The 24,655-nt window shown below is 59.0% G+C and carries 28 protein-coding genes and 1 riboswitch; of the genes, 10 read left to right on the top strand and 18 right to left on the bottom strand.

Annotation, left to right across the window (positions count from 1 at the left end):
- Positions 1 to 127 precede the first annotated feature (127 nt).
- Entirely contained in the window at positions 128 to 613 is a 486-nt protein-coding gene (locus tag OA90_RS15775) for a DUF5330 domain-containing protein (RefSeq protein ID WP_208986161.1), read from the top strand.
- Between the two features lie 175 nt (positions 614 to 788).
- Here the strand turns inward: OA90_RS15775 and OA90_RS28580 are convergent, their stop codons facing one another.
- On the bottom strand, positions 789 to 944 hold the full coding sequence (locus OA90_RS28580; RefSeq protein WP_156510523.1) for a hypothetical protein: 156 nt from the start codon (positions 942 to 944) through the stop codon (positions 789 to 791).
- Here OA90_RS28580 and OA90_RS15780 point away from each other — a divergent pair.
- Positions 931 to 1,362 (top strand): SufE family protein, encoded by a 432-nt coding sequence (locus tag OA90_RS15780; RefSeq protein WP_068413789.1) that lies wholly within the window; start codon positions 931 to 933, stop codon positions 1,360 to 1,362. The two genes, OA90_RS28580 and OA90_RS15780, sit on opposite strands and share 14 nt — an antisense overlap.
- A 178-nt stretch (positions 1,363 to 1,540) precedes the next feature.
- Here OA90_RS15780 and OA90_RS15785 read toward each other — a convergent pair whose 3' ends face one another.
- From OA90_RS15785 to OA90_RS15820, 8 genes are all read right to left on the bottom strand, one after another.
- Positions 1,541 to 1,957 carry a MucR family transcriptional regulator gene (locus tag OA90_RS15785; protein WP_068413794.1) on the bottom strand — a complete coding sequence of 139 codons (417 nt, stop codon included), beginning with the start codon at positions 1,955 to 1,957 and terminating at the stop codon, positions 1,541 to 1,543.
- Between the two features lie 316 nt (positions 1,958 to 2,273).
- The gene (gene mnhG / locus OA90_RS15790; RefSeq protein WP_068413797.1) at positions 2,274 to 2,627 is read right to left on the bottom strand and encodes a monovalent cation/H(+) antiporter subunit G; all 354 of its coding nucleotides are present in this window, start codon (positions 2,625 to 2,627) and stop codon (positions 2,274 to 2,276) included.
- Positions 2,624 to 2,980 (bottom strand): cation:proton antiporter, encoded by a 357-nt coding sequence (locus tag OA90_RS15795; protein WP_068413800.1) that lies wholly within the window; start codon positions 2,978 to 2,980, stop codon positions 2,624 to 2,626. The genes mnhG and OA90_RS15795 overlap by 4 nt, the downstream gene beginning before the upstream one ends.
- Positions 2,977 to 3,453: a Na+/H+ antiporter subunit E gene (locus OA90_RS15800; RefSeq protein ID WP_068413804.1), complete on the bottom strand. Its 477-nt coding sequence runs from the start codon at positions 3,451 to 3,453 to the stop codon at positions 2,977 to 2,979. Before OA90_RS15800 ends, OA90_RS15795 begins: the two co-directional genes overlap by 4 nt.
- A complete protein-coding gene (locus tag OA90_RS15805; protein ID WP_068413806.1) occupies positions 3,450 to 5,048 on the bottom strand; it encodes a Na+/H+ antiporter subunit D in 1,599 nt (532 codons plus the stop codon). Before OA90_RS15805 ends, OA90_RS15800 begins: the two co-directional genes overlap by 4 nt.
- 5 nt (positions 5,049 to 5,053) lie before the next feature.
- A complete protein-coding gene (locus OA90_RS15810; RefSeq protein ID WP_068413808.1) occupies positions 5,054 to 5,431 on the bottom strand; it encodes a Na+/H+ antiporter subunit C in 378 nt (125 codons plus the stop codon).
- Complete coding sequence (locus tag OA90_RS15815) at positions 5,431 to 5,850, bottom strand: Na(+)/H(+) antiporter subunit B (RefSeq protein WP_068413810.1); 420 nt, start codon at positions 5,848 to 5,850, stop codon at positions 5,431 to 5,433. Before OA90_RS15815 ends, OA90_RS15810 begins: the two co-directional genes overlap by 1 nt.
- Positions 5,850 to 8,234, bottom strand: coding sequence for a putative monovalent cation/H+ antiporter subunit A (locus OA90_RS15820; protein ID WP_068413812.1), 2,385 nt, complete (start codon positions 8,232 to 8,234; stop codon positions 5,850 to 5,852). Before OA90_RS15820 ends, OA90_RS15815 begins: the two co-directional genes overlap by 1 nt.
- Before the next feature lie 561 nt (positions 8,235 to 8,795).
- On the opposite strand from OA90_RS15820, the gene OA90_RS15825 reads away from it, so the two are divergent.
- From OA90_RS15825 to OA90_RS15835, 3 genes are all read left to right on the top strand, one after another.
- Positions 8,796 to 9,773, top strand: a complete 978-nt coding sequence (locus OA90_RS15825) for a diguanylate cyclase (RefSeq protein ID WP_068413814.1) — start codon at positions 8,796 to 8,798, stop codon at positions 9,771 to 9,773.
- 170 nt (positions 9,774 to 9,943) lie between these two features.
- Positions 9,944 to 10,414 (top strand): peptide-methionine (R)-S-oxide reductase MsrB, encoded by a 471-nt coding sequence (gene msrB, locus OA90_RS15830; protein ID WP_068413816.1) that lies wholly within the window; start codon positions 9,944 to 9,946, stop codon positions 10,412 to 10,414.
- A 158-nt stretch (positions 10,415 to 10,572) separates the two neighbouring features.
- A complete protein-coding gene (locus tag OA90_RS15835) occupies positions 10,573 to 11,322 on the top strand; it encodes a transporter substrate-binding domain-containing protein (RefSeq protein ID WP_208986162.1) in 750 nt (249 codons plus the stop codon).
- A gap of 38 nt (positions 11,323 to 11,360) precedes the next feature.
- Here the strand turns inward: OA90_RS15835 and OA90_RS15840 are convergent, their stop codons facing one another.
- Positions 11,361 to 11,780: a helix-turn-helix domain-containing protein gene (locus OA90_RS15840; protein ID WP_068413819.1), complete on the bottom strand. Its 420-nt coding sequence runs from the start codon at positions 11,778 to 11,780 to the stop codon at positions 11,361 to 11,363.
- Positions 11,781 to 11,933: 153 nt separating this feature from the next.
- On the opposite strand from OA90_RS15840, the gene OA90_RS15845 reads away from it, so the two are divergent.
- Positions 11,934 to 12,803, top strand: a complete 870-nt coding sequence (locus tag OA90_RS15845; RefSeq protein ID WP_068413822.1) for an SDR family oxidoreductase — start codon at positions 11,934 to 11,936, stop codon at positions 12,801 to 12,803.
- Between the two features lie 163 nt (positions 12,804 to 12,966).
- On the top strand, positions 12,967 to 14,205 hold the full coding sequence (locus OA90_RS15850) for an MFS transporter (protein WP_068413825.1): 1,239 nt from the start codon (positions 12,967 to 12,969) through the stop codon (positions 14,203 to 14,205).
- Here the strand turns inward: OA90_RS15850 and OA90_RS15855 are convergent.
- From OA90_RS15855 to OA90_RS28585, 5 genes are all read right to left on the bottom strand, one after another.
- Complete coding sequence (locus OA90_RS15855) at positions 14,165 to 15,169, bottom strand: iron ABC transporter permease (RefSeq protein WP_068413829.1); 1,005 nt, start codon at positions 15,167 to 15,169, stop codon at positions 14,165 to 14,167. The genes OA90_RS15850 and OA90_RS15855 overlap by 41 nt on opposite strands.
- An 87-nt stretch (positions 15,170 to 15,256) precedes the next feature.
- The gene (locus OA90_RS15860) at positions 15,257 to 16,192 is read right to left on the bottom strand and encodes an ABC transporter substrate-binding protein (RefSeq protein ID WP_068413834.1); all 936 of its coding nucleotides are present in this window, start codon (positions 16,190 to 16,192) and stop codon (positions 15,257 to 15,259) included.
- Positions 16,193 to 16,209: 17 nt separating this feature from the next.
- The gene (locus tag OA90_RS15865; protein ID WP_068413838.1) at positions 16,210 to 16,983 is read right to left on the bottom strand and encodes an ABC transporter ATP-binding protein; all 774 of its coding nucleotides are present in this window, start codon (positions 16,981 to 16,983) and stop codon (positions 16,210 to 16,212) included.
- Positions 16,980 to 17,384 carry a DUF1636 domain-containing protein gene (locus OA90_RS15870; RefSeq protein ID WP_068413842.1) on the bottom strand — a complete coding sequence of 135 codons (405 nt, stop codon included), beginning with the start codon at positions 17,382 to 17,384 and terminating at the stop codon, positions 16,980 to 16,982. Before OA90_RS15870 ends, OA90_RS15865 begins: the two co-directional genes overlap by 4 nt.
- Positions 17,381 to 17,656: a hypothetical protein gene (locus OA90_RS28585; protein WP_156510524.1), complete on the bottom strand. Its 276-nt coding sequence runs from the start codon at positions 17,654 to 17,656 to the stop codon at positions 17,381 to 17,383. Before OA90_RS28585 ends, OA90_RS15870 begins: the two co-directional genes overlap by 4 nt.
- 106 nt (positions 17,657 to 17,762) lie before the next feature.
- Positions 17,763 to 17,976: riboswitch (cobalamin riboswitch) on the bottom strand.
- Between the two features lie 107 nt (positions 17,977 to 18,083).
- Here OA90_RS28585 and OA90_RS15875 point away from each other — a divergent pair.
- The 3 genes from OA90_RS15875 (at position 18,084) to OA90_RS15885 (ending at position 22,588) form a co-directional block, all read left to right on the top strand.
- The gene (locus tag OA90_RS15875; RefSeq protein WP_068413844.1) at positions 18,084 to 20,168 is read left to right on the top strand and encodes a S9 family peptidase; all 2,085 of its coding nucleotides are present in this window, start codon (positions 18,084 to 18,086) and stop codon (positions 20,166 to 20,168) included.
- A 168-nt stretch (positions 20,169 to 20,336) separates the two neighbouring features.
- Positions 20,337 to 21,911, top strand: coding sequence for an ABC transporter substrate-binding protein (locus OA90_RS15880; RefSeq protein WP_068413846.1), 1,575 nt, complete (start codon positions 20,337 to 20,339; stop codon positions 21,909 to 21,911).
- A 293-nt stretch (positions 21,912 to 22,204) separates the two neighbouring features.
- The gene (locus OA90_RS15885) at positions 22,205 to 22,588 is read left to right on the top strand and encodes a hypothetical protein (protein ID WP_156510525.1); all 384 of its coding nucleotides are present in this window, start codon (positions 22,205 to 22,207) and stop codon (positions 22,586 to 22,588) included.
- Here OA90_RS15885 and OA90_RS15890 read toward each other — a convergent pair.
- The 3 genes from OA90_RS15890 to OA90_RS15900 are packed head-to-tail and all read right to left on the bottom strand — an operon-like array spanning position 22,576 to position 24,559.
- Positions 22,576 to 23,094: a GNAT family N-acetyltransferase gene (locus tag OA90_RS15890; RefSeq protein ID WP_068413850.1), complete on the bottom strand. Its 519-nt coding sequence runs from the start codon at positions 23,092 to 23,094 to the stop codon at positions 22,576 to 22,578. The two genes, OA90_RS15885 and OA90_RS15890, sit on opposite strands and share 13 nt — an antisense overlap.
- Before the next feature lie 28 nt (positions 23,095 to 23,122).
- Positions 23,123 to 24,055, bottom strand: a complete 933-nt coding sequence (locus OA90_RS15895; RefSeq protein ID WP_068413853.1) for a cytochrome c — start codon at positions 24,053 to 24,055, stop codon at positions 23,123 to 23,125.
- A gap of 42 nt (positions 24,056 to 24,097) precedes the next feature.
- Entirely contained in the window at positions 24,098 to 24,559 is a 462-nt protein-coding gene (locus tag OA90_RS15900) for a cytochrome c (protein ID WP_082837086.1), read from the bottom strand.
- Between the last annotated feature and the right edge of the window lie 96 nt (positions 24,560 to 24,655).

Genomic DNA, 24,655 nt, shown 5'->3' on the forward strand with positions numbered 1-24,655 from the left:
GAATCAATTTCTCAGAAAAACCGATTCAAATACCTGATTTATTTTATGAAAATTCGCGGTTCCGGTTCAACCGGCCATTCTCATGTCCTTGCTATGGTCTCCCCATAACAGGCGTGCCGGCAAAAAAATGGCACGCAAGATCGACAAGACTACGGGTAGCGACATGTTCTTTCTTTTGAGGACGGCCTTCTGGCTAACCTTGGTGCTGGTTCTGATCCCTTTTGGGTCGGATCGGGAAAACACCACTCCAACCGAAACCGTGGACCCCGTGTCCGCGTTTCTGGTGGCTCAGGCAACCGTTTCGGATATTGGCGGCTTCTGCGGTCGCAATCCGCAGGCCTGCGAGACCGGTGGAAATGCCCTGACCGTTATCGGCAGCAGAGCCCGCGACGGCGTCCGCATTGTGTATGAGTATATCGACACCCGGATCGAAGACCGGACCGAAAACGACGCTCTCGTGACGGGTTCGACCTCCGCGCCGCTCCCGGAAACGACATATGAAGTTCCTTCCGCCAGTGCGTTGCTTCAGCCGGTGTCGGACACAGCCTCCTCTTCTGAGACAGAATTTGGACCGGTTCCCCGGTCCAAACCCCACTCAGGTCGCGAAACCTGAGTACGCAGGCCGTTTAGGGTATTCTGCCCCCCTGAACCCGAAACGGTCGATTGCGCCACGCTGGCGCGGCGCTGCATGACGGCGCCGCCAAGACAGCTTCACTCCAGCGGTTCGATCCGCTGCGCCGCAGATGAGAAGCTGCCCACTTCATCTGCGGCGTATCTTTTCCAGAAAATCAGCACTGTTGCCGCAATCGGTCCGGATATGTCCGCTCTCTGCCGCCCTGTGCCGGAAATTCATAAATGAGCATCAAACGGTTCAACTCGATCGCAAAGCGCTCTATATGAAAGACATCAACACCTGCAAAGACCGGCGCGATGACGACAGACATAAGCGAAATCCTCGAGACTTTCGAACTTCTGGACGATTGGGAAGATCGTTACAAATACCTGATCGATATCGGCCGGGAGCTTCCTGAATTGTCCGCCGAGGAACGCACGGATACCAACAAGGTCCGCGGTTGCGTCTCGCAGGTCTGGCTGATCACAACAGTCAGCACCGGTTCGGATGGCGTGCCTGTGCTGACGTTCAGGGGCGACAGCGACGCTCTGATCGTTCAGGGGCTGGTGGCGGTGGTGACCGCCCTCTTCAACCGCAAGACCGCCAGGGAAATCCTGAACACGGATGTCGACGCCGTATTCGCCCGGCTCGGACTGCAGGACCACCTGACACCGCAGCGCTCGAACGGCCTCAGATCCATGGTCGGCCGCATCCGCACGGATGCCGAAGCGGCCACGGCCGCGGCATAGGGTACGAAATACTTGCCCTGTTCGCGCGGACGGACCTGAAAACAAATCGCTCCTGGAAAAACCTGTCGCTTTCTGCGTTGGGTTGAATCCACGAATCCGCTGCACGGCAACGCACCTTAAACAAAAAAAGCCGCCCAAAAGGACGGCTCTTTTTCAGCTTTACTGGACTTGCCAGATTTTACTTGGAGCGCTTGCGCTGCTGGCCGAGGCCCATTTTCTTGGCCAGTTCGGACCGGGCAGCTGCGTAATTCGGAGCAACCATCGGATAGTCCGTGCCGAGGTCCCACTTTTCCCGGTATTCTTCCGGAGTCATGTTGTAGTGGGTCCGCAGGTGACGCTTGAGCGACTTGAATTTCTTGCCGTCTTCCAGGCAGATGATGAAGTCCGGCATAACGGATTTCTTGATCGGCACAGCAGGCTTCAAAGGTTCCGGCTCAGGCTCGTTCGAGGCCGTCGCGGTCTTTTGAAGAGCGCCGTACACGTCGCTGATCAGGTTTGGCAGATCTGTAGACGCAACGGTATTGTTGCTCACATAAGCTGAGACAATATCTGCCGTTAGGTCAATCAAATTTGCATCCACCGGATTGTCAGTCATATTTCACCCGTTCTTTACTGAATTCAATTCAAATTTCGGTGCTAATCTGCAAAAATCTGGCGCCGCAAGCATTTATAGATTTTCTGTTACTTGCAGACTTGGGAAATCAACACAGATTCTACTTCGCAGATGATCGTCACAGCCTTATATAGCTGGTTTCCTAATACGGCAACCCCAGAAATCAAATAAAGGACAGATAGCGCCAATAAAAATCAATTTATATAAATATTGACTGTTTAGTATGCATATAACCTACAATTAAGTGAAAGTAATGCCGCAGGTGCAGTCTTTATCCACAGCGATGCACAATTCGTTATTATCCCTGCCCCTTGGGCCGGATTGACGCAGCAAGAGCGTCTTCTTTTGTATCCGCGCACGGACGGTACCCCGCTGCATAAGCAGCTTTCGCCAATAAATGAGCCGAAATTGGGGCGGTGAGCAAGAAGAACACAACACCGGCAATCGCCCGCGTCACAATGGCGAGGTCGCTGGCATGGACTGCCATAGCAAGCAGCATCACGCCGGACCCGAGCGTCCCCGCTTTGGACGCGGCGTGCATGCGCATATAGACATCCTTCAACCGAATCAGACCGATTGACGCCACAAGCGCGAACAACGCGCCGATGATAAGCATGGTGCCGGAAATGATTTCTATGACAGCAGCAGTCATTGCCCCGCCTCTCTGCGTTTGATGCTTTCCTCTACTTCCGCAACGATCGTCTTGTCGCCGGCCACCCCCCGGTTGAGGACAAAGCGTGCGAAGGCGACGGTTGCCAGAAACCCGACAAGGCCGAGGGTGATGGCGATGTCGATGTAAAGGTAGTAACCGGTCAGAATGCCAATGGCCGCGATAAACCCGATACCGACGGCAACCAGCATGTCCAGCGCGACAACACGGTCAGGCAGGCTCGGCCCCTTCAGGGTGCGGAACACGATGATCACGAATGACACTGTCAGGATTGCCAGCGAGATCCGGACTGCAACATCCAGAAACACAGACGCAAAGGCTTCTAGCGAAGTCATCTGAACACCTCCAGGATTTTGCGCTCGAAACCGTTCTTGATGTCGTCGATTGTCGCCTGCGGATCCGGTACGTCGATGCAATGCACATAAAGGATCTTGCGGTCATCGGAAACATCGACGGAGAGCGTGCCAGGCGTCAGAGTGATCAGATTGGCCAGCATGGTGATCTCGAAATCCCTGTCCACGGTCAGGGGAAAGGCGATGATCCCCGGCTGAAGCTTGATCCGGGGCTGAAGCACAATCACCGCAACACGCCAGGCCGACAGGACCAGTTCGTAGACGAACAGGAGCGCCAGCCCGATCCCTTTGGCAAAACGCTTGAAATAGAGCGTCGTGCCGACCTGTTCACGGATCAGATAGAGCGCTCCGAGGCCAAGCACGAAGCCGAAGGCAAGATTGACCTCCGAGAAGTTGCCCGTGACCGCTCCCCAGGCGAGCGCCAGAAGAATGTTGACGAGGAAAAGACTTGTCATCCCTGGACTCCAAAGACCGATCTCAGGTAGCCAAGCGGTTCAACGAGACCGCTCGCGCCCTGTGTTGAAAGTTCCAGCATCCATTCAGGCTGCAGCCCGAAATAGATGACAAGCGCGGTGAGAATGCCCAGCGGCAGCCAGACCGCACTGCCGGAAAGCTGTGCTTCCGAGAGCGCCGTACCGGCGGTGACCGGTGCGGTCTGCCCGTCGGGTGTCCCTTCCGGACCACCCCGCCAGAAGGCGAATATCCAGATCCGGCCCATGGCGAGCGTCGTCAGGAAGCCGCTGACCAGGATAGCCGCTCCGAGCCACGACCGGCCATCGGAAAAGGCGGCATCCACCAGCATGACCTTGGGCCAGAAGCCCGAGAAGGGCGGCAGGCCGGACACGGCAAAAGCCAGAACAAGAAACACTGCGGCGAAAGCCGCGCTCTTCTGGTAAAGCCCGCCGAGTTTGCGAAGGTCGTAGGAGCCTCCCATCATCTCCATGACACCGGCCGCCATGTAAAGCGCCGTCATCACGATGATCGAGTGCACGGCGTAAAAGATAGCACCGGAGATCGCCAGCGTCGATCCGACTGCGATCCCGGCCAGCATCGACCCGATCCCGGCGATCACCAGATATCCCAGCAGACGGCGAATTTCGGTTTGCGCGAGCGCGCCAAACGCGCCTGTGAGCAGGGTCGCGACCGCCACCAGGGAGATCACGTCCGACAGGTAGCCGCGCGAGGCCGGCAGGATCAGGACGAAGACCCGGATCAGCGCGTAAACCCCGACCTTGGTCAATAGACCGGCGAAAACCGCCGAAACCACCACATTTGGCGTGTGATAGGAAGCCGGCAGCCAGAAATTGACGGGAAAGGCCGCAGCCTTCATGGCGAAAGCAAGAAAATACAGAGCCGCGACCGTCGCGAGCGTACCCGATGCCGGATCTTCCAGCGCCGCGACCTTCTGGGCAAGATCGGCCATGTTGAGCGTGCCGAATATGCCGTAGAGCATGCCGGTTCCGATCAGGAAGAGGTTGGTTCCGACCAGATTGAGCACACCGTATTTGACCGCCCCGTCCAGCTGGATCCTGTCATTGCCCAGGACAAGCAGCCCGTAGGAGGAAATCAGAAGGACTTCGAACCAGACATAGAGGTTGAAGATGTCACCGGTCAGGAAGGCGCCGCACACGCCTGTCATCAGGAGCAGCAGGAACGGATAAAACCCGTAACGGCGGCCCGTGCTGTCGATGGTTGCCGCACCGAACACACCAGCGCAGAACGCCACGACGGAGCCGATGAGCGACAGCATCGCTCCGAGCGTATCCACGGTGAAGGCGATCCCGAAGGGTGGCAGCCAGCTGCCCATCACCATGGTGATGACGCCATGATCGAGCACACGGATCAGCAGCGCCAGATTGGCCAGCACCAGCAGGCCCAGAAAACCGATGCCCACCTTGGGCTGCAGATCGGTGTTCTTGCGCAGCATCAGGCACAGGGACCCGCCCAGCATGGTGATCAGCGCCGGTGCGACCACGAGCCAGTCACCTGCGGCAACAGGCGCGGTCGCCATAGCTTGAGTAAGATCAACGGAAACGGAAGAACCGGCCATGAAGTTTAGTATCCCTGCGGCGGAGTTTGGTCGTCTTCAGGTTCAGCAAGACGCATTTCATTGACACCGTCCGTTCCCAGTTCCTGATAAGCCCGGAAGGCAAGCACCAGAAGAAAGGCAAAAAACGAGAACGAGATCACAATCGCCGTCAACACCAATGCCTGCGGCAGCGGGTTCGCGGTAGCGACATCAGGAGAATACAGATGCTCCGGGATGAGAGGCGGCACTTCCCGGATCAACCGTCCATTCGTGAAGATGAGCATGTTCACGGCATTGCCCAGAATCGCGATGCCAAGCAGCATCCGAACAAGCTGTTGGGAGAGCATCAGGTAGACGGCCACCGTAAAAAACAGGCCGATCAGGATAACAACACCGGTCTCCATCAGTCGATCTCCCTTTCTTCAAGCGCGAGGGCGATGGAACCGATTGCTCCGACCACGACAAGATAGACGCCGATATCGAAAACCATCGGAGTGGACAGGGCGATTTCCACGCCGAAGAAGTCGAAAATCAGCCACTGGCTTGTCATGAAGGCTTGTCCCTTGAAAAAGGAGAGCACTCCGGCAAGCGCTCCCAGAAACAGCCCGAAGGCGGACACGCTCATGGGATGGAAGTAAATCGCGCGGCGCACGGAAGCGACCCCGCAGGCAATACCGAAAATCGCCAGTGCAGAGGCTGCGATCAGGCCACCGATAAAGCCGCCCCCCGGCTCGTTATGGCCGCGCAGCAGCACGAATACCGAGAACAGGACCATTAGCGCCGTCAGAAAGGGCGCGATGGTGCGGAAGATGATCGTGCGCATCAGCGAGCCTCCGAGGCTTGGGTTTGAACGGCGTCCGTGGTGGAGTCCTCAACAGTCTTGTCCGGTTTTGTCCGCACCCTGATCAGAGCCAGCACACACAGGCCCGCCAGCACCACCACCGCAATTTCACCAAGCGTGTCAAAACCGCGGAAGTCGACGATGATCACGTTGACGATGTTGCGGCCATGGGCGATCGAGCGGCTGAACTGGGCAAAGAAATCCGACAGGCGGGTGTCGAACGGCTGCTGCGTGATGGCAAGCAGCGTCAGCGTCAACCCGAGGCCCACGGCACAGGCGATAATTCCCGTCAGAATCGCCGCGGGGGTCGAACGATGGTCGCTCGGCATCAGGTTGAGCCGTGTCATGACGAGGGCCAGGATGACCACGGAAAGCGTTTCGACCATGAACTGGGTGAAGGAAAGGTCGGGCGCGCCGAACATCATGAAAATCAGGGCCACCGCGAACCCCTGAATACCGAGCGAAACGATGGCAGTCAGACGGGTCTTGGCGACAAGAACCGCGATCAGTCCCAGAACCGCGATGAAGAGTATGCCCCATTCATAAAAACGGTATTCCGGCATTTCAGGCATTTCCGGCAAACCGCCGGTCAGATAGCCCGGCAGCAGAACGGCTATCGCCGTGAAGACGAAGATCACGGTCATGTAGGTCTGCATGTTGCCGGTCTGAACAAGCCGTGTAATCCGGCCGGAAAATCCGACGATGCCGCGAACGACCTGATCGAACCCCTTGTCCGGTCCCCATCCGATTGCAGCCAGCACGGAGGCTATAAGGCTGCGCAGCCTGTCGAGCTGCGTGTACAGCACAATGCCAAGGCCGACGGTGATGATGGAGAGTATCAGTGGCGCGTTGAACGATGTGGGCCACAGATGAAGATCAATTTGCTTGAACTCACCGGTCAGGGACGACAGAGCGGGCCCGACAAACAGTAGGCCGGTCGTATGCGCCATGAACGCCAGAACAAGACCGGTCAGGGAAAGCACCACAGGTCCCGCGATAAGCAGCACCGGCCCTTCGTGGGCATGTTTCGGTGTTTCGACCTTCGGCCCCAAAAACGGCTTGAGCGCGACCGCTGCGGCGATCACCAGCATCAGGGCGTTTCCAGCCACCGCGACGAGCGTGACGGCCAGGCCCGCACCGGGCCAGCCCCATGTGCCGTAATAAAGAACTTCCTTGGCAATGAAACCGATGAATGGCGGCAGACCGGACATGGACAGAGCCGCGAGGCAAGCGGCGGCGAAGGTAATCGGCATCGCCGTGCGCAGCCCGCCCAGTTTTGTAACATCCCGGGTTCCGGCTTCATGGTCGATGGTGCCCGCGATCATGAAGAGCCCGCCCTTGAAGAGCGAATGCGCCAGAAGATAGAGCACCGCTCCTTCCAGGGCTTTCTCATAGCTGGTACCGGTCAGCATGACGAGCAGGCCGAGCGACGCCACGGTCGTATAGGCAAGCATCAGCTTCAGATCGGTCTGGCGCACCGCAAGCACCGTCCCCACCAACAGCGTAACCCCGCCGAAAAGCGGCAGAACGGTTGTCCACAGCACCGTGTCACCCAGCAGCGGGTGCATGCGCATGAGCAGATAGACACCCGCTTTCACCATTGTGGCGGAATGCAGATAGGCCGAAACCGGCGTCGGTGCTTCCATGGCGTTCGGAAGCCAGAAATGGAATGGGAACTGAGCCGACTTGGTGAACGCCCCCCCAAGCACCAGAATAAAGATCGGCAGGTAAAGCCCCGTATCCTTGATAATGTCCGGCGACCCCAGAAGGACGGACATTTCAATCTCGCCGGTCGCGGAAATGATCAGGATGAACGCCGCCAGAAGGGCCAGACCGCCACCACCCGTCACCAGCAGCGCCTGCAAAGCGGCGCGCCGTGAGGCGGCGCGCAGGTTGTCGAAACCGATCAGCAGGAAGGATGTGATGGACGTGAGTTCCCAGAAGATGAACAGCGAGATCAGATTGTTGCCCAGCACCAGCCCGAGCATCGACCCCATGAACAGGAACAGAAACGAAAAGAAACGCCCCTGCTGCACGTGACCCTTCAGGTAACCGCCCGCGTACAGGATGATCAGCGTGCCGATGCCGGAAATCAGCAGCGCGAACAGCGTCGACAATCCGTCCACATAGACGGAAAAATTGACACCGTAGCTGGGCGCCCAGGCCTTTGCCGCAACGAAGGTCTCGCCCTCGGAGACCGGCCCGATGAACCCGGTGAAATGCAGGAAGATCAGTGCGGGAACCAGCGCCAGCGGCCAGGCCGCATTATGCTTGAACCAGCGTGTCAAAGCAGGCGCGACGACAGCGGCCGCAAAAGGCGCCAGAACGGCGAGAAGAGTGGTGTCGTCGATCACTGCTGGCGTCATACTGATCTTTCGTCACGTTTTGCTAGAAACGGCAGATGCCGATTACTGCGAATCAACATCTTTGCGCCGGATAATAGCGGCCTTGAAATTTTATGACATGTCTTAGGCTGTGGACTCTTAAAATTATGCTTTCAAGTCGTTCGAAAAATGGGAACTCCACAGACAGGATCACAGGAAACCAGTCCGGTTTTCATGATTTTGCAACACTGGAGACAGCCACTTTCCGAACGACTTGAAAAGACAACTTTATGGGTCCGTACCTAGGCAAGCCAATGCGCCTCTTCAAGCTCCTGCGGACCGATCTCCGCAAATGTTACAGTCGTGTATCGGTGCAATTGCCGAGGCAGCTCTTTGCTCCGGTTCCACGGTATTTAGGCACCACTGCAGGCAGGGACAACGGGGGATTGCAAACATTGGCAAAATTACGAGTGTTTTCGATGCGTCCCGGCCCCACGAGACTGTGTTTCCGCGACAGGGCCATGTCTAAACATCTTGATTTCTCGACGTAAATACCGTTCAGTTTCCATTGGGACAGCCACCGGCATTCTGAATGAGGCAAAGATGGCTTTGGACTCCAGCAAGCAAATTCCCTCCGGCCGGGAACAGTTCAGTCCGTCGGGCATCGACTTTGAATTGCTTGTAAAACTCAGCAATGAAGCCGTCATTCTTCTTGAGTTCAATGGAAAGCCCTTTTTCATTTCACCGGCAGCGGAACGCCTGTTCGGCTGGAGAGCGGAAAAACTCGCCGGTCATCTGGACAGCCTCGTCCATGTAACCGGATCGAATGCAAACGCGGACCTTCTGCAGCAGATTCTTTCCGGCAACGGCGACCCGGCCCGTCCCCTTCCCCATGCGGATCTGCAGTTCAGATCCGCATTCGGACCGGTGATCTGGGCCGAAATCTCCACACATCTCCTGGAAAGCTCCGCCGGTACGCCCTATGCCTTCGCCGTCTTTCTGCGCAGCATCGCGAAGCGCAAGCAACTGGAAGTGCAGCTTGAGGCCGCTACCCAGACCGATCCCGTCACCGGGCTCTTCAACCGCCGTGCGTTCGAAGACAACCTGAAGCGGGAATGGGCGATCGCCTTGCGCGAGAAAACCCATACGAGCCTGATAAGGGTCTCGCTCGACCGGTTCGACGCACTGGCCGAGCACAACGGTCCCGCCGCAGCGGAAGACTGCCTCAGCAGAGTTGCCGAAACCCTCAAGGATATCGCTCGCCGACCGGCTGACATAACCGCCCGTACGGCCACCTCGGAATTTTCCATTCTGCTGCCCCGAACCCATGAACTGGGAGCGGAAACCATCAGCGCCTATATTCACCTCGCGATCCGCGATCTTGGAATTCCCAACCTGGACAATGGCCGCGGCGACCGCGTCGTAACGGCTTCCGTCGGCGCGGCCTGTGCCGTGGTTGAGCAGACCGGGGTCAGCGAAAGCCCGGATTTCATCCTTTCTGCAGCGGAAAACTGCGTTTTCCAGGCACGTCAGGAAGGCGGCAACCGGGTCAAGACGATCATGAACGTTCTGGCGCGCTGACTGCCCCGGATGCGGCGGCCACAACCTTCATGATTGCCGGCTGCATTCCTTGAATTCACCGCTCCGCTTCGTTGCCATGAAAATAGTCAACCGGCCAGCCTTGCCGCGCACCTTGCCTCCGATCCATCTTGTCCCTATTTCTTGACCGAGAAGAAACCAGGAAATCTCCGATGAGCGATGACACTGTCCGGCAGGACGACGATGCCCCGAAAGTCAGAAAAACAACTGCCGAATGGATGAAGCAGCTGACGCCGGAACAGTTCTACGTAACACGGCAATCGGGTACCGAACGCCCGTTCACAGGCCCTTACTGGGACAACAAGCTGATCGGCCGCTATGACTGCGTTTGCTGTGGAGCACCGCTGTTCATGTCGGACACCAAGTTCGATGCGGGCTGCGGTTGGCCAAGTTTCTTCCAGGCGGTTGGTCCGGACGCCATCCGGGAACTGGACGACAATTCCCACGGTATGGTACGCACGGAAATCCGCTGCAAGTCCTGCGATGCTCATCTTGGTCACGTCTTTCCAGACGGCCCGCCACCAACCGGTCGGCGCTACTGCATGAATGGCCACGCAATGAACTTCGTCCATGGCGGCCGGCCACCGGCCGGGTCGGACGGCGGAAACTCCGGCCGCAGCTGACGTTTAGGAAGACCAGCACATCGCAACCCGGATAACCTAGCGGAATTCGACGCGAAATCCTTTGCGAGATCAATATCATATACGAATACCGTTTAGGTTTCAGTTACAGTTACCTGCTATAAATCACAATGAACTTACAAAATTGTGGGAGCGGGTTCTTGTCTGTCTTGTATGGAAGGATAACGGCAGGCGTTTGGGCCACGGCGCGCGCATTCGGCTTGCTGCTGAGCCTTGCGTTGCCCGGCCAGGCAGCCGACCGCATCGTTGCCTATACCGGTTATCTTCCACCGCTTTCGATCGATGAGCAGCGCAAGGGGATCGCCGTTGAACTGATGGGGCTCATCGCCGAGGCAGCCGGGCTTGAATTCGACATTCGCTTTGCCCCCTGGAAACGCGCGCAATTGCTGGCGCAAACCACGCCTGGCGCCCTGGTTTTCACCTTGGCCAGATCGAAGGAAAGACAGGGAAAATTCGAGTACATAGCCCCCCTGATCTATACCGAAAGCGCCTTTGTCACCATCGACCAGCCGCTCGACAGCTTCGACAAGGCGATCAAGACCGGCAAACTCGTCGGTGTCCATCTCGGCAGTTGGCGAAGCCGGATGCTCAAACGGGCGGGAATTACCAATTTTACCGAGATTCCCTCCGCCGAACAAATGGGCGCCATGCTTGAGACCGGCCGGATCGATGCCTGGTACACCATGTCCCTGCGGGCCGGTTACATGTTCAGGCAACTCGGCTACGACCCCAAACGCCTGGTCTTCGGCGCACCTGTCACTCACGGTGTTCAGTGGCTTGCTGCAAACAAGTCCATCGACCCGCACATGCGCGCCCGTCTTGCCAAAGCGGTGTCGAAAGTCTGGCGGGATCCCCGCTACTGGCAGATCGTGGATCGCTACGCCGGTTGAAGAGCGCTGGCGATTTACCCCGGACAGCCGCGGGAGCGTCAGGCCTCGGCCACCCGTTTGCCGTTCATGATCCTGCCGATATTGATTTCTATCCAGTCGGCGAACTCACGCACCTTCATGGCCGCTTCACGCCCTATCGGTGTCAGGCTGTAGTCGACACGCGGCGGCACGACCGGGTGGGAAAACCGTTTCACGAAGCCGTCGGCTTCCAGTGTCTGAAGCGTCTGCGACAGCATCTTCTCGCTGACACCGCCGATCTTCCGGCGCAGATCTGAAAACCGGTGATCGTCTTCCAGCAGCGCGATCAGCACCAGCACACCCCACCGGCTCGTCAGATGCTTGAGAATCTCCCGGCCCGGACAATTCGTGTCGAACATTTCTCCCCGACGCAGGAGGGTGGACAAGGTCGTTTCGCCTTCCCTCTCCCTTTCACGTTCGAACTGGGTCCTGTTGGTCATCGTATCCCTGTCTCTTTGCATTCCGTTTGGTTGATCGGACAGCTTCATACACCAAAACTAACCTTTTAGTGCGTACTAACAAAAGGATAGTTTTAGATTTATATGGGGCGCATCAGGTGAAAAATCACCGTTCAATCCTCAAGGAGCAGACCAATGATCGCAGTAACGGGTGCCAACGGACAACTGGGCCGTCTCGTCCTCAAACATCTCGCCGCCCTCACCGATGAGCCCATTCGTGCACTCGTCCGCTCGCCGGAAAAAGCGCAGGATCTGGCCGGCGGCAAGATTACCGTGGTGAAGGCCGACTATGACGATCCTGCAACTCTTCCCGCTGCCCTTGAAGGGATCGACAGGCTGTTGCTTATCTCCGGGTCCGAGATCGGCAAACGCACGCCCCAGCATGCCGCCGTCATTGATGCCGCCAGGTCTGCCGGGGTCGGCTTCATCGCCTATACCAGCCTTTTGAACGTGCCCGGCTCCAGCCTTGTCCTGGCGAAGGAACATATCGCGACAGAACAGAATCTGGGCGATAGCGGCATTCCTCACGCCCTTCTGCGCAACGGCTGGTATGTCGAAAACTTCGCCGGGGCCATTGCCGGAGCCCTCGCCCACGGCGCGGTGGTTGGCGCCAGCGGTGACGGCAAGTTCGCCGCCGCCGGACGCGAAGACTATGCGGAAGCTGCCGCACGGATCATTGCCGGCAGCGACCTTTCCACCCGAGCCCTGGAACTGGCCGGTCACCCCGCCTTCACTCTCGGAGATCTGGCTGCGGAACTCTCCCGCCAGAGCGGACGCGAAATTCCCTTCACCAATCTGCCCGAAGAAGCCTACGCCGGTGTTCTGGTCCAGGCCGGTCTTCCGGACGGTTTTGCCGCCACGCTGGCCGACGCAGACCGGGGCGCTGCGCAGGGAGAACTCAACAGTACATCCACCGAACTCCAGAACCTGATCGGTCACCCCACCCGGACGCTCGGCGATCTTGTGGCTGAATGTCTCAAGAGCATGGCTGGTGGCGCCGCTTAACAGGCCAGGAAACGGGCCATTGAACAAAAATGAAAGCCCGGAGGTGCTTCGGCACGTCCGGGCTTTCATTCCGAAAACTGCTCAATTGCTTCAAGGATATTCATTGGTGCCGGTTTCGAGAAACTGATAGGCCGAAGGTCACGCAAGATACCGAGCGCTGACAATGTCCCTAGCCGCTGCACCCGACCCCTATGTTCAGGACGGACCCTATGCTTGGTTCCGGTTGGCAATTTCCATCCTGCTCAGCACACTTGGCGGAGCGGGCATGTGGGCCGTCGTCATCGTGCTTCCGGCCGTGCAGGCCGACTTTGGCGTCGACCGGGCGGATGCCTCCCTTCCCTACACCGCAACAATGCTCGGGTTCGCGGCCGGAAATTATATTCTCGGCCGTTTCGCTGACCGCTTCGGCATCGTGCCGCCGGTCATTGCCTCCGCTTTCTGCCTGAGCGCCGGCTTCTCCCTGGCGGCAATCGCACCCGATATCTGGCTCTTCACGCTGGCGCAGGGCGTGCTCATCGGACTTGGCACCGCCGCGACATTCGGGCCGCTGATCGCAGATGTTTCCCACTGGTTCGTTAAACGCCGCGGTCTTGCCGTCGGTTGCGTCGCCTGCGGCAATTATCTCGCCGGTGTTCTGTGGCCCTCTTTCATCCAGTGGAGCCTTGCAACAGCGGACTGGCGCGAGACCTATCTCATGATCGCGGTCATCTGTCTCGTGGCCATGCTGCCGCTATCGCTGATCCTGCGCCGCCCGCCACCTGAAAACGCAATGGCCGCAGGAACCGGCCCCCGATCTTTCGGAAAACATACGAGCGGACTGTCCCCGACCGCCCTGCAGATCCTCCTGGTGATCGCGGGCCTTGGCTGCTGCGTCGCCATGTCAATGCCCCAGGTCCACATCGTCGCCTATTGCGTCGATCTCGGTTACGGCGTGGCGCCCGGCGCGGACATGATCGCCCTCATGACCGGCACCGGCATCATCAGCCGCCTGACGTCCGGCTACCTCGCCGACAAGATCGGCGGTGTCAAAACCCTGCTGGCCGGGGCGGTACTGCAATGCGCCGCCCTGTTCCTTTTCATCCCCTTTACCGGCCTGACCTCGCTGTATCTGGTATCGCTTGTGTTTGGCCTCGCCCAGGGCGGCATCGTTCCCAGCTATGCAGTGATCGTGCGCGAATACCTGCCCGCGCGCGAAGCCGGACAGCGTGTCGGGCTGGTGATCATGGCCACTATCCTGGGCATGGCGCTCGGCGGCTGGCTGTCGGGATGGATCTACGACCTGACCGCCTCCTACGAAGCAGCCTTCATCAACGGCATCGCCTGGAACTTCGTTACCATAGCGATCATGATCTTCATTCTCTTCAGCGGCCGGCCACGGACCTCGACCGCAGCAGGTAGATAAAGAACAGGCCACCGATCAGCCCGGTGACGATGCCGATGGGTATTTCCTCCGGAGCCAGCACCGTGCGCGCCAGAATGTCGGCCCAGATCAGAAAAATGGCCCCCAGCAGCATCGAAACCGGCAGAACCCGGCTATAGCTCCCACCGGTGAGAAATCGTGCGATGTGCGGGATCATCAGCCCGACAAACCCGATGATACCGGAAAACGCGACCATCACACCGGTGATGAGCGCGCCGACGACAAAAACGGTCAGACGGAACCGGACGATGTTGATACCGATCGTTGACGCGGTCTCATCGCCAATGGTCATGGCGTTCAGGTCACCCGCCTTGAGGAGCAGAAAGGGCACCGTGACAAGCAGGATCGCCAGCGGAAACAGCAACTGATTCCATTGTGCCAGGCCGAGCCCCCCAAGCATCCAGAAGACAACCGTATGAGTTGCTCTCGGGTCTCCCATGAAAATCAGGACGTTGGCGATCGACATGACAATGAAGGACACCGCGACACCGGCGAGAACGAGCCGGTCCGCACTTGTTGCCGAGGCGAAATGCGTCACCCCCAGCACGGTCAGTGTCGCCAGCAACGCTCCTGCGAACGCCAGCAGGGGAACGGTCATAAGTCCCAGAAAAAGCCCGGTATGCAGCAGCGCGAAAATGGCCCCGGCCGCGCCGCCGGACGAGATGCCGAGCAGATGCGGGTCGGCAAGCGGATTGCGCGTCACCGATTGCAATGCGGCACCGGTAACGGCAAGTCCCGCGCCGACGAACCCGGCAAGCAGAGTGCGGGGAAAGCGGATCTCCCAGACAATCGCTTCCCGGCCCGCCGACCAGCCCGGGTCAATGGCCCCCGCAACGAGCTTTCCGGCCAGAATTCCGAAAACCGTATCGACGGGAATCGTTACTGCCCCGACAGACACTGCCGCTATCACGGAAAATCCGAGAACAACCACCCCTGAAAGGAGCAATAACCCATAGTTACTCCGGTTTCCTCCAGCGTTTTCTTCAGGGGCGCAGTCCCGGCATGGGGGCCGGCTTGGCAGTTGCAGCAAGGGTCACTCCCCCCAGAAGGATTGGGCGAGTTTCCTTACCGCCTGTATGTTTCGTGGTCCGGGTGTCGCCTCGACATACTCCAGGGTGACGAACCGGTCGTTGCGGACGGCGTCAATACCGGCAAGCGCCGGATTTTCTTTCATGAAGTCACGTTTCTGTTCCGCCGTTACATTGCCGTAGTTGACGATCACCACCACGTCCGGATTTTTGTCGACCACGGTTTCCCAGTCGATCACCGCCCAGCTCTTTTCGAAGTCATCTAGGATATTGACCCCTCCGGCAGCCTCGATCAGAGCCGTCGGCATTGCATACCGGCCGGCCGTGAACGGCTTGTCCTCACCGCTGTCATAAACGAAAACTTTCAGCGGTTCCCCGCCGGTTGTCAGCGAGGTCCTGATCTCCTCAAGGTCCTGCCGATACCCCGCCACGAGATCGCGGGCGCGCTCCTCCACAGAGAAAATCTTTCCGAGGTTAAGAAGATCGCCATACATGTCCTCCATGGAAACCTTCGGCTTGTCGCCAACATGGATGCAGGATTCCGTCAGTTCGTAGACCTTGATGCCAAAAGGTGCCAGCGTCTCGGGGGTGACTTCGCCTCCGACTTTCATTCCATAGTTCCATCCGGCGAAATAGAAGTCCGCATCGGCTCCGATCAGAACCTCCTTCGTCGGATATTTCGCCGAAAGCTCGGGCAGCTCCGCGACACCTGAACGCATCTCCTCGTCCAGGGTCTTCCAGCCCGATATGCCCGTGTAACCGACCATGCGATCCCGCAGTCCGAGCACGAGCATCATCTCTGTGAGATTGACGTCATTTGAAACCGCGGCCTCGGGCGGGGCATCGAACACCACCTCCCGGCCGCAACTCATAACCGTGCCCTGCGCAAAAGCGGAATTGGCGAGTGTCAGCGCAACCAGGCTGAAAGCCAGACGTTTCATGTGATTTCTCCGGATTTTTAAAGGTGAAAGGTGAGATGCGGGAGTTCGCTTGGCGCAAGGTTCTCCAGTCGCGCACGAACCGAATAGGCCGTTTCGATATGAGAAGGCGTCAGCACATCTCTCGGCGGGCCACAGGCGATGGCTCTGCCTTCGTGCAGAAGGAGAACCCGGTCACAGACACGGCCGGCCAGATTCAGGTCATGCAGACTTGTTACGATCGTGACGCCGAGCGTGCCGATAAGCTCAACGATTTCGAGCTGATGACGGATGTCGAGATGATTGGTGGGTTCGTCGAGGATGAGCAATATCGGTTCCTGGGCAAGCGCCCTGGCGACCATTGCCCGCTGGCGCTCGCCACCTGACAACGAGCCGAAAGAACGATCCGAAAACCTCAGTAGTCCCATTCTCTCCAGCGCATTGCATACGATTTCGTCGTCTCGCTTGCCGCCGCCAGCAAAGCCCGAGCCGTGGGGACGCCGGCCCAGCGCAACGACTTCACGCACGGAGAGAGCGAAGTCGGTCGGCTGCTCCTGCAGGACAGCGGCGACTTTCCTCGCCGTTTCACGCGCCGACTGGCGCCAGATGTCACAACCGTCCACCTGAATGGATCCGGTGACGGGCCTAAGGAACCGGTAAAGCAACCGCAGAAGCGTCGATTTGCCCGCCCCGTTGGCGCCGGCGATCCCGAGTATCTCTCCCGGAGTAAGGTCAAAGCTGACAGGATGAAGCAGCAGCGCACCACGCCCTGGCTTCCAGCTGACATTTCTGACGGAAAGGCGGGCGCCGGTCATGGGCGAATCTTTCCGCCGGTTTCAACCGGGACAATTGCCGCTGGAACCCGCGCAAGCGCGGTCCTGCGCAGTTTGCCCGGGCGCTGTCCGGACGAACACCAGCCGTCCCCGATGTCACGGTATTGCCTTGCGAAGGCCACCAGATCGTCGACATCCGTTTCCGGGTCCATGTCACCGAATAACCAGGCCGTCTTTTCGGCTGCCTGAAACGCCACGACGCAAGGCCTCGCGCACCCCGCCATGCACGCAACGCCCGAGACCGCGAAATTGGTGTCGGCAACCGGATCGGACGGTCGAAGCGCGCGCCTCAGCTTTCCGATCAACTCATCGCCCGGCCGGTTACCTGTCACCTTGTTCCGGCAGGACGTGCAGACGAAAATCCGGTGTGGCTCCGATCTCATCGGAATTCTCCCTTGTTGACGATCGAATGCGGCACCGGCGCCGCATGCCCCCCGGCTGTTTCGGTGCCGGGCTTGACCCGCCACTGAACGTTGCCGGTCATGATGTGCTTCAAACATTTACGTAATGTTATTACATTACGCAAGCCTTGTTCTGCATGAGTTTGAGTGAGCCCATTCGCCCGCATGGCACGCGCCACACGGTCGCTAAGGCTGCCTGCTTGAGAAAGAAGACTGGTGATATGCTCTGATTTTTTCGATTGAGACCGGTTCATGTCGCCCTCCGCGATTGCGCGGGGCGTCAAAGAACCGAATGTCAAACCTTGCCAACTGATGCTGAACTGTCATGCCACTCGCTCCTCCGGGGCACCCCGCCCGGGTTGAGGTTGAAAGTGAAATGGCAGGTCTCCTGACTTGCGGGTCGCAGCTTGCCTGATCCTTCCCGGGGTTTCCCCAGTGGCACTTTCAGGTTCGCTCGCCGCTCACAGTTGCGGGGGCAGTCACGGATTTGGTGCCTGTTGGCTACGCCTCACCGTGTTCCCTTTTAATCCCGATCCAGATGCTGGATTCGGGAACCATCCGCACATGCCTGAAGGAATTCGTAAAAAGTGTCAATAAAGGTCATGGAAGGATTTGCGCCGTTTCGCCGGGATGCATCCGGCCCTCTTGCCTTCACTGCCTAAAAATCCTACCTCCGGAACCATGAAACAGGATGCTTTCCCCCCGCGCGCGGACGCGCGCCCCCTCACCCACACGACCCATGGCATTTCCCGTCAGGACGATTACGACTGGCTCCGCGCCGAAAACTGGCAGGAGGTCATGCGGGACCCCTCCGTTCTGGACGCGGACATCCGTACCTATCTGGAGGCGGAAAACGCCTATCAGAACGACCGGATGGCGCCAACAGCCGAGCTGCAGGAACAGCTGTTTGCCGAGATGCGCGGCCGCATCAAGGAGGACGACAGTTCCGTTCCGTCTCCCGATGGGCCCTATGCATACAGTATGCGGTTCGAAACCGGTGGCCAGCAGCCGATTTTCTTCCGCACACCGCGAGACGGTGGCGAGGAGACGGTGCTGCTGCATGGCGACCGGGAAGCCGAAGGCAAATCCTATTTCAAGCTCGGTGGCGCCGGCCAGTCGCCGGATCACAATCTGCTCGCATGGGCGTATGACGACAAGGGCTCGGAATTCTATTCCCTGCAGATCCGCGACACCGCCACCGGCAGGGACATGGACTATCTGATCGAGGATACCGGCGGCGGCGGCGTGTTCTGTGCAGCCAGCAAGTTCGTCTTCTATGTCCGGCTCGACACCAATCACCGGCCCTCCAGGCTGTTCCGCCATGAAATCGGCACGGATCCGTCAAAAGACGTGCTGGTTTACGAGGAACCGGACGCCGGCTTCTTCATGAGCGTCGGCAAGACCCAGTCGGGCGAGGCGATCGTGATCGACATCCACGACCACGAAACCTCCGAAGTCTGGATGATCCCGGCCGACCGGCCGACATCGGATCCGGTTCTGATCGCACCGCGCGAGACCGGCATCGAATATTCCGTCGATGACAATGGCGCGATGCTCTACATCCTCACCAATGCCGGGGACGCTGAGGATTTCAAGATCGTCACGGCGCCGAAGGACAATCCGGGCAAGGAAAACTGGACGGACCTTGTGGAGCACAAGCCCGGCTGTCTGATCCTCTCCCATTGCGTCTACAAGACGTTCATGACCCGGCTGGAGCGCGAGGACGGCCTGCCGCGCATCGTCATCCGGCGCCTGGCGGACAATATCGAGCATTCCATCGCCTTCGATGAGGAGGCCTATTCGCTGGGCCTCGGCGGCGGCTACGAATTCGACACGGCGACCATCCGCTTTTCCTATTCCTCCATGACCACCCCTTCGCAGACCTTCGACTACAATGTCGACACCCGCGAACGGGTGCTCAGAAAAGAGCAGGAAGTCCCTTCCGGTCACAAGGCCGGAGATTACGTGACCCGCCGCCTCATGGCTCCGGCAGCCGATGGCGAGACCGTGCCGATTTCCCTGCTTTACCGCAAGGATACAAAGCTTGACGGTTCGGCTCCGCTCCTGCTGTACGGTTACGGCTCCTATGGCATCTCCATTCCGGCAAGCTTCAACACCAATAGCCTTTCGCTGGTGGACCGAGGCTTCGTCTATGCCATTGCCCATATCCGGGGCGGCAAGGACAAGGGCTTCCGCTGGTACAAGGACGGCCGCCGGGAGACCAAGAAGAACACCTTCACGGATTTCATCGCCGCGGCCGATCATCTTGTGGCGGAGAACTTCACCACCCATGACAGGATCGTCGCCCAGGGCGGCTCCGCGGGTGGCATGCTGATGGGCGCCATCGCCAATCTCGCGCCCGAGAAGTTCGGCGGCATTCTCGCCGAGGTTCCCTTTGTCGACGTCTTGAACACCATGCTGGACGACACCCTGCCGCTGACCCCTCCCGAATGGCCGGAATGGGGCAATCCGGTCACCGGCAAGGACGCATACGAATACATCGCGTCCTATTCCCCTTACGACAATGTCGCCGCGCAGGACTATCCGGCCATCCTGGCTGTCGCGGGCCTCACCGATCCGCGCGTCACCTATTGGGAACCCGCCAAATGGGTCGCGAAACTGCGCGCGCTCAAGACCGGCGACAGCCTGCTGATGCTGAAGACCAATATGGAAGCCGGACACGGCGGCGCCTCCGGCCGCTTCGACAGGCTGAAGGAGGTTGCCCTCAACCAGGCTTTCGCCTTGATGGTGACGGGAAAGACATAGGAGCTCCGGGGCGCTCCGGCCGCCGGAGATCGCTCATGCGAAAGGCTGCTCACGCATATGTGAGGCCCGGACCGGACCCGATATCGGGTCCGGTATTTCCTTTGTTCTCAAATTGCTTAGGTTGTTTCGCCAAGATCAAAGACAACAAAACGCCTGAGGGGTTGAGCCATGACGAAGCTGCCACGCCGTGAGATCCTGTTTGCCGCTGCCCTGTTCGCATCGGCCCCGCTTGCGGAAGCCGCCGAATTGCGCTGGTCGTCACCGACCGATCCGCAAACAATGGACCCGCATGCCGTCAACTCCGCACCTGTGCTCGGATTTCTGAACAACGTCTATGAGGGTCTGGTCCGGCGCGACAAGGACATGGCGATCGAAGGCTCGCTCGCCGAAAGCTGGGAACCACTCGGTGGCGACGGCTGGCGCTTTCATCTGCGCGAGGGGGTGACGTTTCATGACGGTGCCGAGTTCACTGCAGAAGATGTGCTGTTTTCCTATGAGCGCGCGTCTTCACAAGCCTCGGATGTGAGTTCCTGGTTCGCTCCCGTCAGCGAGGTCAGGATCGTCGATGATTACACGGTCGACTTTCTGACCAACGCTCCGAATCCGATCTTTCCCGATTCCATCGCCAATTTCATGATCCTGGACAAGGACTGGGCAACAGCCAACGGGGCCGTGCTGCCGGCAAAGGAAACGCAAACCCACGCGACACTCAACGCCAACGGCACCGGTCCTTTCAAGCTGGTCTCGCGGGAGCCGGGTGTCGAGACTGTCCTGGCCGCAAATGACGGCTGGTGGGACGAGCCCGGGCATAATCTTACCAAGGCAACCTTCATTCCGGTCGCCAATCCGGCAACGGCTGTGGCGGCTCTCTTGAGCGGTCAGGTGGACCTGATCGATCCTGTGCCGGTCCAGGATGTCGATCGTATAAGACGCAATGACGGCCTGACGCTGCATCAGGGTATCGAGGCCCGCGTCATCATGCTGGGTTTCGGTCATGGGCACGATGAGCTGACCGCATCTAAGGAAACGGCCGGCAAAAATCCGTTTCAGGATGTCAGGGTCCGCCAGGCCGTGCAAAAAGCCATCAATGCGGAGGCTCTTGCAGACAAGATCATGCGTGGCAATGCGGAAGTCGCCAGCCAGCTGGTCAGCGCACAGATGAAGGGCTACAGCGAATCGGCAAGCGACCGGCTTGGATATGATCCGGAGGGCGCCAGGGCCCTTTTGGCGGACGCCGGATATCCGGACGGGTTCTCTTTCGGCCTGTCATGCCCCAACGATCGCTATATCAATGACGAGGCGCTCTGCAAGGCGATGACCGCCATGCTCGCCCAGGCAGGCATGCAGGCGACCCTGAAAGCGATGCCGGTGCGCAACTACTGGCCGGAATTGCGGTCGGACAATTTCGACATGTATCTGCTTGGCTGGTCGCCGGGCACCTTCGACGCCGAACACCCCATCCGGTTTCTGGTCACGACCAGGAACGACGAGAAGAAACTCGGAAGCTGGAATTTCGGCGGGTATTCCAATGCACGCGTCGATGAATTGCTGCCTCAGATCCAGCAGGAAATCGACCCGGAAAGCCGACAGGCAATGTTGGACGAAGTTGCCGGAATTGTGCGGGACGACGTGGTGTATGTTCCCCTGCACATCCAGCCGCTGCTCTGGGGGTCGAAAGCCAATATCGACCTGACCCAGCGCGCCGACAATTTCCTGATGCTGCGCTGGATTTCGGTCAACTGAAGTGTGTCGCGTTTTAGCGGGGTCAGGAAAACGCTTAAGGCAGCGTTTGCATTGCAAATGCGTTCGGGCAATTTCCTGACTTCAATTTCACACGACATGCTCCGGGTCACGGACATACTGATCCGGAAACCTGAAGTCTCGTCGAAACCGCCTGCCGACTTCGCGGCGCGCGGTTCGAAACGGATCGTGACTTGATTTTGACCATGTCTTCAGGTCAATTCCGGGGTATTGCATATCAGTCGTTTGACTGGCCTGAGTTCAAATTCCCGACGCGCAGATCACTGGAGTTCGCCATGCACCGCATAATCCGCAGTTCCCTGCCAGCGGCCAGTGGTCTGAAGACCGGCCTGCGCCTTGCCGCGATCCTCACGAGCGCGCTAGGGATGGCCGCCTGCCAGCAGTATCAGACCCCTTCCGACCTGCTCTTTGCCCCCGGGTTCAGCACGACCAGGCAAAGTATCCCCTATACCTACAACACGCCTTATGACTGCCGGAATTTCAGCGGCTCCGGCTGGAAGGCCATCGCCAGCGGGCTGGTGCACAACTTCGGTGACCAGTACCGGATTTCGCAAGCCGGGTGCTTCAAGACCCAGTCGGAATGCCAAGCTTATCTGACCGTCATGCACAGCTATATCGACGTTCCGCGCTTCATGCGCTGCAACCCCTATACAGCGTGAGGCCGGTTACCGTCCGGAACCTGTAACACTTTGCGAAAAAAGACCGTCTCGCGGATAGGCGTCTCGTAATAGGCCGGAATTTCATCGAACCCCGCAGCCTTGTAGAGTTTGATCGCCCCCGTCATCGACGGCAGCGTGTCCAGAAGCATCTCGCTGTAACCGACATCTGCCGCCGTGCCGAGGACACGGTCGATGAGCGCACCACCGACACCGCGCCCCCGCCCTGCCGGCAGCACATAGAGCCGCTTCATCTCGCAGGCACCATTATCGGCGAAAGGGCGCAACCCCACGCAGCCGAGGCTGCTGCCATCCGGATCTTTCGCCAGAAAAAGAGCACCTGACGGCCGGGAGTATTTGCCCGGCATTCCGGCCAGTTCTTCCTCGAAACCCTGATAGGAAAGATCGATCCCCAGCCAGTCAACATAGGCCCGGAACAGGGTCTTGACCACGTCCAGATCTTCAGCCGTTTCAACCGGAAAAATTGCGAATTGATCGAGGGGAGCCATTGCTGCGTTTCCGGATGAGGATCGCCGGTCAGTCAGAACCGGCACTTATGGGCGGGATCGCTTTCAGGTAGACGGCGATTGCCTCCCTGTCGCTCGCCGGAAGCCTGGCCATGTTCTCCTGAACATGAACCATCTCGCCGCCGACCGAATCATATTCGGGGGTAAAGCCACTTTCCAGATAATAGGCAATATCGGCGGCGCTCCAACTGCCGAAACCGCCCTCAACCGGTGTAATGTTCGGGATTTTGCCCTCACCTGTCGGCGCGGGCGCACCGCCCAGCCAGTCGGCAAGAACGAGCCCGCCGGCAAAATCGCGCGGGGTGTGGCACTCGCCGCAATGACCGGGACCTTCGACAAGATAGCGGCCGCGCTCCCACACGGCACGGTCGACGCCGGCCCCGTTCAGCGGCTCGGCGATCACCGGCGCCGGATCGAGAAAGAGGCGTTTCCACAGACCCAGGCCACGGCGGATGTTGAACGGGAAACCGAGCTCATGCGCCGCGGCCTTTCCCTCGACAACCGGCAACGACTTCAAAAAGGCGAAAAGATCGCCCAGATCCGCCGCACTCATTCTGGCATAGGATGTGTAGGGAAACGCCGGATACAGGTTTTCGCCACCGGGCGACGTGCCGTGGGTCATCGCATTGGCGAAATCGACAAGCGACCATGCTCCGATCCCGTCAGTCTCGCTCGGGGAGATATTCGGGGCGACAAACACTCCGAACGGCGTTTCCAGTCTCAGACCGCCGCCCAGCTTGAGCAGGTCCTCGCCATCTGCTTCCTTCGCGGCGTGGCAGGACGCACAGCCGCCTGCCCAGAAGACCGGTTCACCCCTCGCCGCATCGCCTTCCGTCAGCGCGGCGGCTTCCTCCGCGCTCATGCGGGTCGGTGCGGAAAGGCCCCAGCCAATGCCCGCTCCCGCCAGGACCAGCAGAAGAGCGGCAATCACAGCCTTTTTCATCGGGCCTCTCCGAAGATTCATGAATTCCCGGTTCGCGTCCGGTCAGTTCTGCTTACGGTAAGTCTCGTGGCAGGATTTGCAAGTGCCCAGCACAGGACCGAATGCAGCCTTGAATGCATCCAGATCGGCTGGGCCCGACTTGCCGGATGCCGCCGCCGCGCTTGCTGTAGCCGCCGAGTATTTGTCAAGCTCAGTTGCAAACCCTTCGGCATCGCTCCAGATCGTGGCCGCAGCATCGCTGTCACCTGTGTCCGATCCGGCCGGAAAGAAAGAACCGAAGGAAAGCGACGCCGCTCTCATCGTGGCGATGGCTGCTTTTCCGGCAGCCGGGGTATAGGCGATTTCGCCTTTCATCATTCCGCCGCCGAGACCGGCCGCCGCACCGACGGATGACATGATCGCCTTCCGTGTCAGGATGGGATCGGCAGCCGCCTGAGCGACCGCGCCTGCAAAGCCTAGTCCCGCAACAAGGCCCAAAGTCATGGCGTTCCGGATAATGCGCATATTTTTCTCCCTCTCGATCAAAGAGTCTCACGGCGCTGGATGCACCTGCACTTCAAAACCGACCAACTGTCCAAACATCCCGCGCGTCCTCGGGAA

This window comes from Labrenzia sp. OB1, assembly GCF_001624695.1.
GTDB lineage: Bacteria > Pseudomonadota > Alphaproteobacteria > Rhizobiales > Stappiaceae > Roseibium.

Coding starts and splice junctions, on each gene's coding strand:
- OA90_RS15785 (WP_068413794.1), bottom strand. CDS start 1,957: ATGACTGACAATCCGGTGGATGCAAATTTGATTGACCTAACGGCAGAT.
- OA90_RS15875 (WP_068413844.1), top strand. CDS start 18,084: ATGAAACAGGATGCTTTCCCCCCGCGCGCGGACGCGCGCCCCCTCACC.
- OA90_RS15810 (WP_068413808.1), bottom strand. CDS start 5,431: ATGGAGACCGGTGTTGTTATCCTGATCGGCCTGTTTTTTACGGTGGCC.
- OA90_RS15815 (WP_068413810.1), bottom strand. CDS start 5,850: ATGCGCACGATCATCTTCCGCACCATCGCGCCCTTTCTGACGGCGCTA.
- OA90_RS15860 (WP_068413834.1), bottom strand. CDS start 16,192: ATGAAACGTCTGGCTTTCAGCCTGGTTGCGCTGACACTCGCCAATTCC.
- OA90_RS15850 (WP_068413825.1), top strand. CDS start 12,967: ATGTCCCTAGCCGCTGCACCCGACCCCTATGTTCAGGACGGACCCTAT.
- OA90_RS15805 (WP_068413806.1), bottom strand. CDS start 5,048: ATGGCCGGTTCTTCCGTTTCCGTTGATCTTACTCAAGCTATGGCGACC.
- OA90_RS15870 (WP_068413842.1), bottom strand. CDS start 17,384: ATGAGATCGGAGCCACACCGGATTTTCGTCTGCACGTCCTGCCGGAAC.
- OA90_RS15840 (WP_068413819.1), bottom strand. CDS start 11,780: ATGACCAACAGGACCCAGTTCGAACGTGAAAGGGAGAGGGAAGGCGAA.
- OA90_RS15795 (WP_068413800.1), bottom strand. CDS start 2,980: ATGACTTCGCTAGAAGCCTTTGCGTCTGTGTTTCTGGATGTTGCAGTC.
- OA90_RS28580 (WP_156510523.1), bottom strand. CDS start 944: ATGTCTGTCGTCATCGCGCCGGTCTTTGCAGGTGTTGATGTCTTTCAT.
- OA90_RS15800 (WP_068413804.1), bottom strand. CDS start 3,453: ATGACAAGTCTTTTCCTCGTCAACATTCTTCTGGCGCTCGCCTGGGGA.
- OA90_RS15845 (WP_068413822.1), top strand. CDS start 11,934: ATGATCGCAGTAACGGGTGCCAACGGACAACTGGGCCGTCTCGTCCTC.
- OA90_RS15775 (WP_208986161.1), top strand. CDS start 128: ATGGCACGCAAGATCGACAAGACTACGGGTAGCGACATGTTCTTTCTT.
- msrB (WP_068413816.1), top strand. CDS start 9,944: ATGAGCGATGACACTGTCCGGCAGGACGACGATGCCCCGAAAGTCAGA.
- OA90_RS15820 (WP_068413812.1), bottom strand. CDS start 8,234: ATGACGCCAGCAGTGATCGACGACACCACTCTTCTCGCCGTTCTGGCG.
- OA90_RS15895 (WP_068413853.1), bottom strand. CDS start 24,055: ATGAAAAAGGCTGTGATTGCCGCTCTTCTGCTGGTCCTGGCGGGAGCG.
- OA90_RS28585 (WP_156510524.1), bottom strand. CDS start 17,656: ATGAACCGGTCTCAATCGAAAAAATCAGAGCATATCACCAGTCTTCTT.
- OA90_RS15865 (WP_068413838.1), bottom strand. CDS start 16,983: ATGACCGGCGCCCGCCTTTCCGTCAGAAATGTCAGCTGGAAGCCAGGG.
- OA90_RS15880 (WP_068413846.1), top strand. CDS start 20,337: ATGACGAAGCTGCCACGCCGTGAGATCCTGTTTGCCGCTGCCCTGTTC.
- OA90_RS15780 (WP_068413789.1), top strand. CDS start 931: ATGACGACAGACATAAGCGAAATCCTCGAGACTTTCGAACTTCTGGAC.
- OA90_RS15825 (WP_068413814.1), top strand. CDS start 8,796: ATGGCTTTGGACTCCAGCAAGCAAATTCCCTCCGGCCGGGAACAGTTC.
- mnhG (WP_068413797.1), bottom strand. CDS start 2,627: ATGACTGCTGCTGTCATAGAAATCATTTCCGGCACCATGCTTATCATC.
- OA90_RS15900 (WP_082837086.1), bottom strand. CDS start 24,559: ATGCGCATTATCCGGAACGCCATGACTTTGGGCCTTGTTGCGGGACTA.
- OA90_RS15885 (WP_156510525.1), top strand. CDS start 22,205: ATGCACCGCATAATCCGCAGTTCCCTGCCAGCGGCCAGTGGTCTGAAG.
- OA90_RS15890 (WP_068413850.1), bottom strand. CDS start 23,094: ATGGCTCCCCTCGATCAATTCGCAATTTTTCCGGTTGAAACGGCTGAA.